10 protein-coding genes and 1 riboswitch are annotated in these 15,737 nt (G+C 27.8%); of the genes, 3 read left to right on the top strand and 7 right to left on the bottom strand.

Translation table 11 applies throughout. From position 1 onward, the window contains the following. Positions 1–198 precede the first annotated feature (198 nt). The 3 genes from ACY1IQ_RS18305 to rsmH are packed head-to-tail and all read right to left on the bottom strand — an operon-like array spanning position 199 to position 3,854. Positions 199–2,397, bottom strand: a complete 2,199-nt coding sequence (locus ACY1IQ_RS18305) for a stage V sporulation protein D (protein WP_461615335.1) — start codon at positions 2,395–2,397, stop codon at positions 199–201. A gap of 26 nt (positions 2,398–2,423) precedes the next feature. Continuing rightward, positions 2,424–2,903, bottom strand: a complete 480-nt coding sequence (locus tag ACY1IQ_RS18300) for a septum formation initiator family protein (RefSeq protein ID WP_461615334.1) — start codon at positions 2,901–2,903, stop codon at positions 2,424–2,426. A gap of 27 nt (positions 2,904–2,930) precedes the next feature. Further along, positions 2,931–3,854, bottom strand: a complete 924-nt coding sequence (gene rsmH, locus ACY1IQ_RS18295) for a 16S rRNA (cytosine(1402)-N(4))-methyltransferase RsmH (protein ID WP_461615333.1) — start codon at positions 3,852–3,854, stop codon at positions 2,931–2,933. Between the two features lie 635 nt (positions 3,855–4,489). On the opposite strand from rsmH, the gene ychF reads away from it, so the two are divergent. After that, positions 4,490–5,587 (top strand): redox-regulated ATPase YchF, encoded by a 1,098-nt coding sequence (gene ychF, locus ACY1IQ_RS18290; RefSeq protein ID WP_461615332.1) that lies wholly within the window; start codon positions 4,490–4,492, stop codon positions 5,585–5,587. A 214-nt stretch (positions 5,588–5,801) separates the two neighbouring features. On the opposite strand, the gene ACY1IQ_RS18285 is transcribed toward ychF, so the two are convergent. After that, positions 5,802–5,927: a hypothetical protein gene (locus tag ACY1IQ_RS18285; protein WP_461615331.1), complete on the bottom strand. Its 126-nt coding sequence runs from the start codon at positions 5,925–5,927 to the stop codon at positions 5,802–5,804. Then, positions 5,920–8,283, bottom strand: a complete 2,364-nt coding sequence (locus ACY1IQ_RS18280) for an AAA family ATPase (RefSeq protein ID WP_461615330.1) — start codon at positions 8,281–8,283, stop codon at positions 5,920–5,922. The genes ACY1IQ_RS18285 and ACY1IQ_RS18280 overlap by 8 nt, the downstream gene beginning before the upstream one ends. Positions 8,284–8,795: 512 nt before the next feature. Here ACY1IQ_RS18280 and ACY1IQ_RS18275 point away from each other — a divergent pair. Next, complete coding sequence (locus ACY1IQ_RS18275) at positions 8,796–9,218, top strand: hypothetical protein (RefSeq protein WP_461615329.1); 423 nt, start codon at positions 8,796–8,798, stop codon at positions 9,216–9,218. 65 nt (positions 9,219–9,283) lie between these two features. On the opposite strand, the gene ACY1IQ_RS18270 is transcribed toward ACY1IQ_RS18275, so the two are convergent. Next, positions 9,284–11,830: a calcium-translocating P-type ATPase, SERCA-type gene (locus ACY1IQ_RS18270; RefSeq protein WP_461615328.1), complete on the bottom strand. Its 2,547-nt coding sequence runs from the start codon at positions 11,828–11,830 to the stop codon at positions 9,284–9,286. Positions 11,831–12,282: 452 nt separating this feature from the next. On the opposite strand from ACY1IQ_RS18270, the gene ACY1IQ_RS18265 reads away from it, so the two are divergent. Further along, positions 12,283–13,923: a putative manganese-dependent inorganic diphosphatase gene (locus ACY1IQ_RS18265; protein WP_461615327.1), complete on the top strand. Its 1,641-nt coding sequence runs from the start codon at positions 12,283–12,285 to the stop codon at positions 13,921–13,923. Positions 13,924–14,094: 171 nt separating this feature from the next. Here the strand turns inward: ACY1IQ_RS18265 and ACY1IQ_RS18260 are convergent, their stop codons facing one another. Then, positions 14,095–14,883, bottom strand: coding sequence for a hypothetical protein (locus ACY1IQ_RS18260; RefSeq protein WP_461615326.1), 789 nt, complete (start codon positions 14,881–14,883; stop codon positions 14,095–14,097). Positions 14,884–15,543: 660 nt separating this feature from the next. After that, positions 15,544–15,716, bottom strand: a riboswitch (Lysine riboswitch). Positions 15,717–15,737: the final 21 nt, after the last annotated feature.

The following is a 15,737-nucleotide window of genomic DNA, read 5'->3' as shown; positions in this document are numbered from 1 at the left end:
ACTTTTCAGCTTTATTAAGAAAATTTCTTTAGACTTTTTATTTTAAATTACTAAAATTCTACTTGCACATCCTCTTTCTGTTTAAATATGGCAAATCGGTAGCATAATAAATTATATGCTACCGTTTAAAACAATTAATTATATTTTATCAATTTACAATTCAAATATATTACATACTAATAAGTATTTAATTGTAAATTAATCTGCAATTATTTGTAAATGAACTGTAATTACTGTTCCCTTGTTAACATGCTGACCCGGCGCAATACTTTGTTCAGATACTACACCTTCACCTTGAGTTTCTATTTTAAGACCTAAGCTCTCTAAAAGCTCAGTGGCTTTTTCTACGCTATATCCATTTAAATCTGGTACTGCTACTGTGTTATCTGAGTCCGATTGATCACTAGTATATATTATAATCTCAGAGCCTTCTTTAACCATATATCCTGGCTTAGGACTAATATCTGAGATATACTCTCCATCGCCTTCTATTCTAGCGTTTAAATTATTATCCTTTAATATTTTAATGCCATCATTTTTCTTAGAACCTCTTATTTCTGGCAATGCTATACTTTTTAATAAACTGTCATTAACTTCTTCTGAAGTGGCATCTGGTTTTAATCCTAAATAATTAAATATATCATAAAATAAACCTTTTCCTGCTGGGGCTGCTATTTGACCAGCATAGTATAATGATGGATTAGGTTCATCTATTGATATAAATACAGTAACTTTTGGTTCATTGGCTGGTGCCATTGCGGCAAATGAAGAAATGTATTTGCCTGCTCCATAACCACCTCTTTGCGGATCAACTTTTTGTGCTGTACCAGTTTTACCACCTATATGATATCCCGCTATATAAGCCTTTGAAGAACCGCCACTTTCTACAACCGCTTCAAGATGACGTCTCATATCCGCCATAGTCTCTGGCTTAAAATTTCCTTCAATTACTTTTGGTTTAAATTCTTGATCCACTACTCTTTTATTATTTTCATCATAATGAATAACTTCCTTCATTAAATGAGGAGTAATTAATTTTCCACCATTAGCAATGGCATTAAAAGCAGTCATAAATTGAATTGCAGATACTGTATTACTTTGACCAAAAGAAATAGTTGCCAAGTCTACATTTGTTATAGACTCTGTAGGCTTAATTATACCTTTTGCTTCCCCTGGTAAATCAATACCAGTTTTTTTCCCAAAACCATACTTTGTTATATATTTGTTTAAATTATCTCTTCCTAACCTTTCACCTAATGCCATAAACCCAACGTTACAAGAATTTTTAATTATCTCTTGAAAAGTTTGACTACCATGTCCTGCTGTTTTCCAGCATCTTATGGTTCTACCACCAATTCTTGAGGAACCACCACAATTAAATGTGTCGCTTTCCTTTACAACACCAGTTTCTAACGCTGCTGTTGCTGTTACCACTTTGAAAATAGAACCAGGTTCAAAGGTGTCACTTACAGCTCTATTTCTCCAAGATTTTTGGATAGCATTTTCATCAAGATTCTCCGGCCAAGGTTCATTAAGATTGTAATCTGGCTTATTTGCCATAGCTAGTACTTCTCCATTATTAGGATCCATAACCAATACTGATACTGCACTAGCATCATTGTCACTTAATGCTTGTTCTGCAGCTTTTTCAGCAAAAAATTGAATCTTTTCATCAATAGTTAAAACCACATCTCTTCCATCTACTGGTTTACTATAATCTGAAATGGTATATGGTAAGCCTTCGCTTTTTTTGTCAGTTTCAGAAATCTTTATTCCTGGCATACCAGATAAGTATTTATTGTAATATAACTCTATACCTGTTAATCCATCTCCATCAGAATTAGTATGTCCAATAACATGAGATGCAAAATTCTCATTTGGATAATATCTTTTAGTATCTGGTGAAACAACCACACCTCTTAGTTCTTTACTCTTAGAATAAGACTTAATTTCATCAGCTACCTCTTTTTCTACTCTTCTTTTTAAAATAGCTGCCCCCCTAGGCTTGCCATTTGGTAGTGGCCTTGTTAAAATATCTAACACCTTATCATTATCCATGCTTAGTATGTTTGCTAAGTCTGGAGCTATTTGTTTCATAGTCAGTTCTTTATCTTTTAAAGAATCTCTTAAAGTATTTAAATCTAAGTCAACTCTATATACATTTGCACTTACAGCTAACTCATTTTCATCTCTATCTAAAATTCTTCCACGCTTTGCATTAATTTTAACATCACTTGTCCATTGTTGAATGCCTTTGTTTTTATATTTATCCCCTTCAATAAACATTATTGTAATTAATCTATAAGTGAGATAAATAAATATTAAAAGTGCCATTAATAAGGCATATTTTAACCTTTTTCTAATTATTACCTTATCTCTCAATTCCCCTTTCGCCACTATTACTCCCCCAAAAAATCTTACTGTTAAAATAAAATATTTTTGATTTTTTCAAAAAAACCTTCCTTAGATTCTTCAACGACTTTTTCACCATGGGGTACTTCAACCTGCTCTAAATTGCAATATATAGCAACTCCAGCATTAGGTTTTTTCATTTTTAGTTTAGTTGTAGCTACTTCTTCTATATATTTTAAATTGTTAAATTTGATAAGCTCAACTCTCATACTTTCATTTTGTTCACGGATATTATATATTTCTTCTTGCTTCTTAATAATATCCCCCTGTGTTTTATATATAGAAGAATATCTAAATAAAATTACAATTGCCACTACAAAGCTAAGTCCTATATTTCTTATAAGCTTTAATCTTCTTTTAAGAATTTGTTTCTTTTCTATTTTAGTTTTATGTGAATGTTTTTTATCTTCCTGCCTCTTAGGCACAGAAGTAATCTTAGGTTTTAAAACTGTATTGCCACTTACCACATTTTTATCTTTTTCTACTAACATTTTACTACCCCCATAGTATTTTTAGAACTAAATTTTCTCAGCCACTCTGAGCTTTGCACTTTTGCTTCTTGAATTTAAATTTTTCTCTTCTAAAGAAGGTTCAATAGGTTTTTTACTTATTAACTTAACTGTTGGTGTCTTTCCACAAACACACATAGGTAATTCTTTAGGGCAAGTACATGGATCTTGTAATTCTTTAAATTTATTTTTAACAATTCTATCTTCTAAGGAATGAAAAGTAATTATTGCAATTCTTCCCTCTTTATTTAAGGATTCAACTGCATCTTCAATAGTTTTATTTAATATAGTTAATTCTTTATTAACTTCTATTCTTATAGCTTGAAAGGTTCTTTTAGCAGGATGACCTCCTTCTCTTCTAAATTTTGCTGGAATAGCTGCTGTTATTATATTAGATAGTTCTAAAGTAGTATTAATAGGTCTTCTATTAACTATAAAATTTGATATTCTCTTTGCAAACTTTTCTTCCCCAAAACTTTTTATAACATCTGAAAGTTCTTCTTCACTATAATCATTAACTACGTTATATGCAGAAAAACTATTTTCTCTATTCATTCTCATATCTAAAGGAGCATCTTTCATATAACTAAAACCTCTTTCAGCTTCATCTAACTGATAGGAAGATACACCTAAATCCATAAGAACTCCATCAATTTTTTCAATTTTTAATTCTTCTAATATTTCTTTTATATTATAAAAATTATTGTGAACGAAAGTAACATTTTCATAATTCTCTAATCTTTTCTTAGCTGCATTTAAAGCATCTAAATCTTGGTCTATACCAATTAATCTTCCTTTACTTGATAATTTCTTAAGTATTTCATTAGAATGGCCTGCACCACCTAAGGTACAATCTACATAAATACCGTCTTCTTTAATGTTAAGCGCATCTATACATTCTTCTAATAATACTGAAATATGTTTAAAGTCCATTTTAAAGTCTCCTTCAATAAATTATTACTATACTTATTAAGGTAGTTTATCATTATTTTCTTCCTTTGTATAAAATTTAAACTCTATTAAATATTTATAACATAAATTATTCTATGAGTACATAAAAATTCCTTCAAAAAGGTGGATTTTTTTATAATCCTTTTTTAGAGAATATTTGGTGTTTTTTCTTAATTTTCTCTTAAAATGCTTTGAAAATGTTGAAATCTCTCACTTTATGCTGTTACATTAAATTACAATTCTTTCTAGAAAAATATTATTTTCTTTTAAACTCACCATAATAATAAAACTTTTTGTAAAACCTAGTTTTCCCTACAATTGTTGAAATATATTCTGTTGTAGAGTATAATTTAAAAGAATTTATTTGAGTTTTTAAAAAATTATTTGTCATAATATAGATATATATTTGTAAAATTATTGTGTATTATAATAATCTAAAAAGTAATTATATATTTATATTAAATTGTAAATTGAATATCTAAATTTAAATATTAAGGTTTTGGAAAAACTATAAGAGAAACTATAAAAACTTTATATTAAGATATATGAAATAAAATTAAAACTCAATTTGCATTTTATAATATACAGGAAGAGAAGAGAAAGGAAAGAAAATATATATGAAATTAGGAATAGTAGGATTACCAAATGTAGGAAAAAGCACTCTTTTTAATGCTATCACTAAGGCTGGCGCAGAATCTGCAAACTATCCATTCTGTACAATTGAGCCAAACGTAGGAGTGGTTAGTGTACCAGATAAAAGATTAGACGTGCTTGAAAAAATGTATAACACTAAAAGAAAAGTTCACACTGCTATTGAATTTTATGATATAGCTGGTCTTGTAAAAGGTGCTAGCAAAGGAGAGGGTCTTGGAAACAAATTCTTATCTCATATAAGAGAAGTTTCCTCAATAGTACATGTAGTTAGATGTTTTGAAGATGACAATATAGTTCACGTTGATGGATCTGTTGATCCAATAAGAGATATTGAAACTATTAACTTAGAACTTATTTTTTCTGATCTTGAAGTTTTAGATAGAAGAATGGAAAAATCTCTAAAACTTGTTCGTTCTGGAGATAAAACCGCTAAAATTGAATACGCTCTAATGGAAAGAATAAAAAAACACTTAGAAGAAAATAAACCTGTTAGAACTTTAGAAGTCACTGAGGATGAGGATGAATTCATAAAAGGATTATTTTTAATAACTTCTAAGCCTGTATTATATGCTTGTAATATCAGTGAAGATGATTTAATGTCAGGAAATATTGAGAATGATTTAGTAAAAAAAGTTCAACAATATGCAGCTAGTGAAAATTCCCAAGTTATAGTGGTTTGTGCTAGATTAGAGGAAGAATTATCTACTCTTGATGATGAAGAGAAAAAAGATTTATTATCTGAATATGGGCTTGAAGAGTCAGGACTAGATAAACTTATAAGAGCAAGTTATAAATTATTAGGACTTATGAGCTTTTTAACTGCTGGTGTTCAAGAGGTTAGAGCTTGGACTATAAAATTAGGAACAAAAGCACCTCAAGCTGCTGGCAAAATCCATAGTGATATTGAAAGAGGTTTTATAAGAGCTGAAATTGTTTCTTATGATAAGCTAGTCGAATGTGGTTCTGAAGTAGCTGCAAAAGAAAAAGGCTATTTTAGATTAGAAGGTAAAGACTATGTAATGCAAGACGGAGATGTTGTAAACTTTAGATTTAATGTATAGTTAAATTAACTAGTCATTGATAATGAATAATTAATTTTTAGATAAAATAATAAAACCCTTAATTTACAAAATAAAATTTTAGTAAACTAAGGGTTATTATTATTTTTAATATAATATACTTTGCTAATAGTTTTAAAAGAAATTGATTTATGCTATTTACCTGAAACCTCTTTAATAATCAATTATCAAAAACTAATCCTCTATTGAATAAAACTTATTCCATGATTTTTTTTATTGATTTTTTTATTTTTTTATTAATCTTTTTTAAATCTACCTTTTTATCTACCTTTGCTAAACCCGCATTAATGGTTTCCGGAACTACCTCTTTTAAATTAGGCATTCTCCTCATTAATAATTTTACCTTTGATTCCTTTAGTTTTATCTCCATCTTTATCTTGGATATTATTCTTATCATTATATTTTTCAATCTCCTTGTTTATTGCTTTAGTAACTTTATCAAAGTTTATTGCTGGCTTATCTAATAAAACTCTTACAGCATCTTCTACAGACTTCATTGTATAAATAGAAAACTTTCCTTCTTTTATTGCCATTTCAACTTCTTCACATAATACTAAATCCTCTTTATTAGAGGCAGGTATTAATACCCCCTTATTTTCTATAGTATCTATAGATTTACAGACCTTAAAAAAGCCCTCAATTTTCTGATTTACTCCACCTATAGGCTGAACTTCCCCAAATTGATTTATGGATCCTGTCACAGCAATATTTTGCCTTATTGGAATCTTACTTATAGAAGATAACATACATATTACTTCTGCTATAGAAGCACTGTCGCCATTAACAATTCCATAAATTTGTTCAAAGCTTAAATGTAAGTCTACTGGTAATTTTGTATAACCTCCATTTAAAGTACTAATATAACCTTTTAATATACTTAATGCCTTATTATGAATTTTTCCACTTAAATTGCTGTCTCTTTGAGCATCAATTATATTACCCTCTCCTTTATAACATATGCAGGTTATTTTTATAGGTTTCCCAAAGCTTACATATCCTGTATCTATAACAGAAAGTCCATTTACTTGACCTACTTTGCTATCTGTAACTTCAATTAAAGTTTTACCTTCCTCATAACTTTGTAAAATTTCTTTTTCAATAAGCTCCTCTTCATAGGCGATATCAATAATATCTTTTCCATCAATGGTATTTCTATTTTCTTCTTTTACTTTATTATTAGCAAGTAAGATTAAATTGTTTAGTTCATAACTTTCAAAATAAATTTTATTTTTATTTTCTGCCTTTCTCGATAAACATTTAGCTATTTGTTTAATAGCTTCATCCGTCAGTGTCCTTATATTATTTTCTGATGAAAAACTATTTATTTCACTAATTAATGCCCCTTTTACATTCTTATCTATATCTAATATTGGATTATATTCTGTTCTCATTTTAAATATTTTCTTAAAATCTTCATCATGAGTATAAAGTAAATCATAAGTTTCATAATCACCAATCAATATAACCTTCTGTCTAATATTAATTGGCTTAGGCTTTAATCCGCTAAGAGCTAAAAGTTCTAAATATCCTTTATTATAATCTAAATCTACTTTTTCACTTAAAAGTGCTTTTTTCAAATAATAATAAGCCTGTGAATTACTTAGTAGATTATTTACTCTTAAAATTAAACATCCTCCATTTGCTTTTATTAAACTTCCTGCTTTTATAAGAGAAACGTCAGAAACATATATGCCATTGTGATTTTCGTATTCAATACTTCCAAGAAGATTATTTAAATTAGGGTCTTCTTCAAAAATCACTGGAGGAGAATTTTGTTCACTATTATCCACTATTACATTTATCATATATTTATAAATTATTTCATTTATTTTATCTTCATCATCATCATAGTTAATACTATAGTTGTCAATTAAATATGTTACTATGCTATCACATACATATTCTAAATATTCTATTACTTCAGTATCTCTATAAAAAACTTTTTTATATTCTTCTCTTTTATCTTCTAATTTTTCATTTAAATAATCATGCATAATACCCTTTATTTTCTCTAGTTCATTTACTTCCATAAGCTTCAGTTCTTCCAAAATTTCCTTAGCTTTAAGTTTAAGTTCATTTACCTTAGATATCATCAAATCTTTTTTATCTGAATCTAAATCTTCATATTCTTCTTCCGTCATTTCTCTACCATCATTTAATGGTATAAAAGTGAATCCTCCATCATTTGATTTAATTTCAAATCCACTACTTTTAGATATAATAATTAAATTATTTATAATTTCATTTCGTTTCTTTTGAATTGTGTCTACAAGCTTTTCTTTTTCTTTACTTATAGAATTATTATAAAATTCAAAAGTATATTCTATTAAACTACTTTGTATTTCTTCTAAGGTAGCTTTGAATTTTTTTCCTAAACTATTGCTTACAAATATAGGTATTGGCTTTTTTTCATCATTTTTAACTACATAACATATATCATCAGGCTTATCTCTATCCTTAAGCACATTTTCAATATATTCTATAATTGTTTTAACCTTATCCATGGAATAATCATCAACTAAATATACATTATATCCTTCTTTATCTATCTCAAGGGCGGTTTTTATCTTTTTATATGCTTCTGAATATTGTGGTAATATACATTTATCTCTCTTAGAGTTGATACCACCAAATTCAAAATTATATATAACTTCCTTTGGAGTCAACTTTCTCTTCATAACTATCCTCCCGTAAAAATCACTTATTATATTAATATTCTTATAAATGGTTTTTTGGAACAAATTTATTAACTTTTTACCATAATCCTTAAAACAATAGATAATGATGATTTATGAGTTATGAATTAAATAAAAAAAGTATAGTATACTAATATATATAATTGAGAATTGACTATTGACAGTAGACAATTATGGATATTTCTCAGTGGAAACTGAGAAATTTAAAATTGATTCTCTTTTTAAATTACAGAGTAACTTTTTACTGCAGCGGCGAATAGTGTTCGCCACAAAATAACTAGCAATTATATTGCTAGTTAGAAATCAATTAAAGAAATTATTTTACTAGAAATAATTTCATCCTTAATTATCAATTGTCAATTTTCAATTCTCCATTGATAAAGTCTTGTTAATTATTGAAAGTTAATATATAATGTTTTTATTCATTATTGTTATTAATAAGTCATAGTGCTTATAATTGGAATTATATATATCATTGAAAAGGAGTTATTTTTATGGGATTTAAAGACAAACTAGCTCAAAGCTATACTAATGCATATTTAAATAAATATGGTGATAGACTTACACAATTACAAGGTAGAGTTCTCTCTATCAAACCTGAAACTAAAAGTTTTCTTGGAATATTAAACTGGATAACAGTTACTATAGTATTAAAACCTGATGCAGCAAAAAATGTTTTTACTTGTGTCTATAAGAAAAGAAAATGGTTTAAAAAACCACAATTTATACCTGTAACTCAAGGTCACTCTGTTATAATTCAAGGACTAAAGCCTAAAAAGAGTAAAAAGAATAAAAATACCAAAGAATCTATTTCTATAATAAATTTAATCAACATGACAAATAAAGCGGAGTTGGTTCCTACTGAGGGTAAAATGCCTAAACCTCAAAGGGTAAGAGCTGATAGAAGATTTAAATAGAAACATATACTATTCATTGTATATGTGATAAATTTAAAACTGTGGACACACTGTCCACAGTTTTTCTATTTTTTATGAGATAAGAATATATATAAGCTATTTATAAAAGAAATTATACTTGAGAAGAAAATTATAATTAACCATTGGCCTAATTGTAATGAAGAAGTGTGGAATATAGTTTGAAATATCGGTATATAAATAATTGAAATTAAAGATATCATAGATAAAGCTACTGCACCTAATAAATATAAGTTAGTAAAAGGATTTATTTCAAATAGCGAATATCTTTCTGATCTGCATTCAAACACGTGTATTAGTTGTGAAGTTATCAATGTACCTAATGCCATGGTTCTACAAGTCTCTAAACTCATATTATAGTATTTTCCTATTATAAATGCTAGTACAGTACAAACTCCAATTAAAGTACCTCTTAAAAGAATTTTTTCCTTTAGCCCTCTTGAAAATACACTTTCATTTTTTGCTCTAGGTGGTTGTAGCATAATATCTTTGTCCGCTGGATCAACACCAAGTGCAATAGCTGGTAACCCATCTGTTACTAAATTTACAAATAATATTTGAATTGGAAGTAAGGGTACATCAAGATAAAATAATGAAGCCAAAAACATTGTTAATACTTCTCCTAAATTACATGATAACAAATATCTTATAAATTTTCTTATATTATCGTATATAACTCTTCCTTCTTCTACGGCAGAAACAATTGTAGCAAAATTATCATCTAGTAAAATCATTGAAGCTGCTTCTTTAGTAACATCTGTCCCTGATATGCCCATTGCAATTCCTATATCTGCTTCTTTAACAGCGGGAGCATCATTAACCCCATCTCCTGTCATAGCAACAATAACTCCTTCTTTTTTAAAAGCCTTTACTATTCTTAATTTATGCTTTGGACTTACTCTAGCAAATATCTTATACTTATTTATATTTTTTTGAAGTTCTTTATCAGAAATTTTGTCTAGCTCCGCCCCTGTAATAACTTCATTAATACTTTTGCATATCTCTATTTCTTTACCTATTGCAAAAGCAGTATTTTTATGATCACCAGTTATCATTATAGGCTTAATTCCTGCAACTTTACATTTTAATACTGCATCCTTAACTTCTTTTCTAGGAGGATCAATAATTCCTGCTATACCTATAAATATTAAGTCTTGTTCTAATGCTTCACTTTTTACTATATTATTTTCTTTATAAGCAGCAGCAATGCATCTTAACGCTTTATAAGACATTTTATCAATTGCCTTTTCTACATTTTGTTTATGACTGTATGTAAAAGGCTCTACTTTACCGTTTACTAAAATGTGGCTACATCTTTCAATTACCCTTTCTGGTGCTCCTTTAACATAACAAGTATTTTTACCGTTTTCCTCTATGATAACAGACATCATTTTTCTTGTAGAATTGAAGGGGTTTTCATATATTCTTTTACCTTTATATATAAAATTTTGTATTTCCTTTCCGCTATTAAAAAATGCTGTTATAAGTGCTGTCTCCGTAGGGTCTCCAAATAAGGTCTTCTCTAATGTGATACCATCAAAATTATAATTACAATCATTACAATAGGTAAAAGCTTTTTTTAACATCAAATTTGGATTGCTTCCAAACTCTCCTATGCTATAAATATTGTTATTAAAATATAGACTTTTTACTGTCATTTTATTTTCTGTAAGAGTACCAGTTTTATCACTACAAATTACAGAGGTGCAGCCTAGCGTTTCAACAGCAGGCAACTTTCTAATTAACGCCTTTCTATTTAACATTCTTGATACGCCTAAAGCTAGTGCTACTGTTACAATAGCTGCTAAGCCCTCTGGAATCGCTGCAACTGCTAATGTAACACCTGATAAGAACATATTATAAGGATCTTGTCCTCTTACAATCCCTAGTACAGTTACTAAAGTACAGATTACTAAACAGAGCACCACTAATATTTTTCCTAGTGAATCTAGCCTTTCCTTCAATGGAGATTTTTCACTATCAATATTATCAAGCATATTAGCTATTTTCCCCATTTCTGTACTCATTCCTGTTGATAATACCTTTGCTCTGCCCTTTCCTGTTAATACAATAGTTCCCATATAAATATCATTATTACTTCTATCGTTAGCATTTTTATAAACCCCTACTGATTCACCGGTTAATAAGGATTCATCTACCATTAAATTATTATCTTCAACTAATAAACAATCTGCTGGAACCCTATCTCCACTCTCAAGTATCACTAAATCGCCTGGAACTAAATACATAGAATTTATAACTTGTATTTTGCCGTTTCTAACTACCTTAGCAGTAGGTGAAGCTAATTCTTTCAATGCCTCTAACGATTTTTCTGTTTTATATTCTTGTACAAACCCCAATATAGCATTCATAAATATTATTATTATTATAGTTATAGCATCTGCACTATCTCCCATAATTCCTGAAATTATAGTAGCACCAATTAAAACCCAAATTATAAAATCATTAAATTGAGATAAAAATATTTTAATTACCGATACTTGTTCCTTACTTTGTAAAACATTCAACCCAAATTGTCTTAGCTTTTTTTCTACTTCATCATTAGTAAGTCCTCTAACATCTTTATCATACACTTTTATTCCCCCTTTTCTTTTAAACGATAAATAACCTAAAACAATATACAATATTATAGATAGACTAATTTCAAATTTAATCTATGCATTCATATAATTGTATTATTGAATTATTTGAATTCACATTAATAGAAAATTGATAATTAACGATGAACAATTATGTGAATTCTCAGCAGACATGAGAGTTTTTCAACTAAATATCTTAAAAAAATAATTTCATCATTAATTGTTAATATTACATTGTGAATTCTTATTAAATTAAACTGCAATGTACAAGTTAAAGTTTATATATTTAATAACAACTATCTTACTCTAAAATATATGTACGAGCCTACTAGTATATGAAAAAATATACAATACTAAATTTTTTCCTTTACAGACATGGATTATAGCTATAAAATACATATAGTAACTCTTTTATTTATGGAATTCTATTTAAGGAGGTAGCGCATTTGAAAAATATAATTTACATTACAGGACATAGAAATCCAGATTCAGATTCCATTTGTTCTGCACTAGCCTATGCAGAATTTAAAAGTAAAACTCAAAAAACTCCTGCTATGGCAATTAGGCTAGGAGAACTAAATAATGAAACCAAGTTTATATTGGACTATTTTGGTGTTGAAGCCCCAAAACTTATAAAAACAGTAAGAACTCAAGTATCAGATTTAGATATAGATACTGTAGCTCCAATTTCTCCAGATATATCATTAAAGATGGCTTGGAGCATAATGAAAAAAAACAATGTTAAAACTTTACCAGTAGTAGATGAAAACGATAGACTAATTGGTATTGCTTCTGTTTCTAATCTAGCTTCTAGTTATCTAGATATTTGGGATAACTATATATTAGCTAAAAGTAACACCAAGCTAGAAAATATATTAGATACTCTGTCTGCAAAAGTTGAATACTTACATGAAGAAGATGTAGTACTAAAGGGCAAGATTGCAGTAGCTAATATGTCTCCAGATATAGCAAAAACTATAATTGAAGAAGGCGATATTGTAATCTGTGGAGATAGAGAGGAACTACAACATTGTGTTGTTGATAGAAAAGTTTCTTTAATGATAATAACAGGAAATAAAGAGCCTTTAGAAGGAATTATTGATAAGGCTAGAAAAGTTGGATGTACTATAATTTCTACTCCATATGATACCTTTACAACTTCAAGATTAATAACTCAGAGCATTCCAATTAGTCATGTAATGACTAAAAATAATTTAATAAGCTTTGATACTGTTGATTTTGTTGATGAAATAAAAGATATTATGCTTGAAACAAGATATAGAAGCTATCCTGTATTAGATGAAAACAATAAAGTAATTGGAAGTGTATCTCGTTATCATTTAATCAATCAAAGAAGAAAGAAAGTTATACTATTAGATCATAATGAAAAAGCTCAATCTGTTGATGGTATAGAGGATGCAGAAGTTCTTGAAATAATAGATCATCATAGAATTGCAGATATTCAAACTGGACTTCCAATATATTTTAGAAATGAACCTGTTGGAAGTACTTCAACTATTGTTGCATCAATATTCTTTGAAAATGGCATTAGACCAAGCAAGAAAATTGCTGGGGTATTATGTGGCGCAATAATTTCTGATACATTATTATTAAAATCTCCAACGGCTACATTAGTTGATGAAATAATACTTAAGAGATTAGCTCAAATAGCTGATATTGATATTGAAGATTTTGCTAAGCAAATGTTTAAAGCTGCTACATCTCTTGAAGGAAAATCTGCTAAAGAACTTTTCTATCAAGATTTTAAAACTTTTACTATAGGAGATATAAAGATTGGTGTAGCTCAAGTTACAACAACTTATATTGAGGGCTTTAACGATTTAAAAGAAGACTTATTAAAACTTATGAATAACATAGTTTCTACAAATGATCTTGAAATGATTACTTTAATGATAACTGATATTTTTAATGGTGGTTCATTATTCTTAGTGGCTGGAAATAAGGATTTATTTATAAAAGCATTTAGTTCAACATTAAAGGATGATGCTGTATATCTAGATGGAGTAGTATCTAGAAAGAAACAGGTTATTCCTCCTTTAACAGATGCTATAAGTCAAATGAAATAAAAAAGGCGTATATTACGCCTTTTTATTATTTTTTATTTAATAATTGTAACAGCGAACAACATTAGCCACAAAATCCAAATTGGTTTCCATTATCAAATATTGTACAGTCGATTAAAATTGCAATAAATAATATTCCAAGATATCGTCATGAATAATCAATTTTGCATCATTTTAAGCTATTAATTTAAGTAAAACTTGGCTTTGATGAACCCAAAATATTACAAATGATACAATACAAATACTATAAGTAATAGATAAATAGTCTTTCACAGAATTATCATCTATCTTTTTAGAATAAACACCATAAGATTTTAAATAATGCACGTTATTATTATTTACATGATAATAAAAATTAACTGATTCAATATAAGCAGCCAAAATATACACATTTAGCATAGGTCTAGACACCATATTAGTAAAAAAATCGCCTTTAAAATCAATTTTTATAGTCTTATTTCTAGGTATATAAATAATGTAAAGAATTATTGAAGCAATAATTGTTGGTATTATGGATAAATATTTTTCTAAAATATTAAAGATTTTAAAATCGTTACTATAAGAAATATAATGAATTAATGTAAATGCAATAGCTATGCCGTTATTAAAAATTAATATATAGAATAGTGGACCAATAAACCCATATACTAGTGCAGATGAGATTATTGACATGCTGTCATAAAAATGTCTCTTATCAGGATTTTCGGGAATAAGAGCTTTTCTTTCTGTATTACTAATCTCAATTACAATAAATGCAGTAAGTGCATTATAAAGCTCTTCATATTTCATCAAATAAAATAAATAAGCTATTATTAATATTAATACTATATAAAAACATTGTATCCATAATCTAGATTTTATTTTTTTATGAATGAATTGATTAAATTTGTAAAATGCCTTTTCTCTATCGAATCCCCATAAAATAATGCTAATTAAACATCCAAAAATATATCCTACTGCCATTAAAATTCCTCCATTTCTTTATTCTTAAACTCCATATTAGATGATAGATAGTTTTAAAAATTATTTTAATTTACACTTAAAAGCATATAAACGAAAATAATCAGCCGAAAATATGGCCTATAGCTTTACCTAAGACTATGAATAGGTTTCATGATAGCTCAGGCCATCATAAAATTCTAACAGTTCAGTATGATGAAATTAGGCAAATATACTGATTATTTGTTTTTTAATATACCTCAATAAAACTTTTATATTAAGCACTTATTATATTAATTATTTTATTTTTTAATACTACCCTTGTAGAAAATTCTTTCCTAAAAGTTCTTTTATTCATATACTTTAAAAATTACCTTTAAATAAATTAGCTTGTTTTGAAGTAATTTCCATTTTAATTCTCAATTGTGTATATGTTTATACATTATATGTAGGACATGCCCCTTTTAGAATAAGGTATAATAAACTAGTAATTATTAATCTATTATATTTATAAATAATATCTTTTAAATTTATATATCTTATAACCTTATCTATAAATTTTTTCACTGAGCAGAAGTTTAACATTAGAAAACAAACACCAAAAAGGCACTGAAATTTCAGTGCCTAAATAATTCTTATTATATACAACGGGCTATAGATGCACGAAAAATTTCATATTTTCATTACATAAATAGCACATCATAATCTTTTATGACAGTGATAGAAAATTTGCTTTTTATCCCCAAGTATTATACTTAAAAGTATATCCTTTCGGCATGTAAAAATCCTTCATATATATTTTGAAAAGTTACTTTTCCAAATATATATTACCATCTACTCGCTCCTCTATTTATTTAAACTATTTAATTTTAATAAAT

This window comes from Clostridium sp. Marseille-QA1073, from assembly GCF_054863625.1.
The sequence above is the reverse complement of the archived record's forward strand: the minus strand, read 5'-3'. Positions and strand labels throughout refer to the sequence as shown.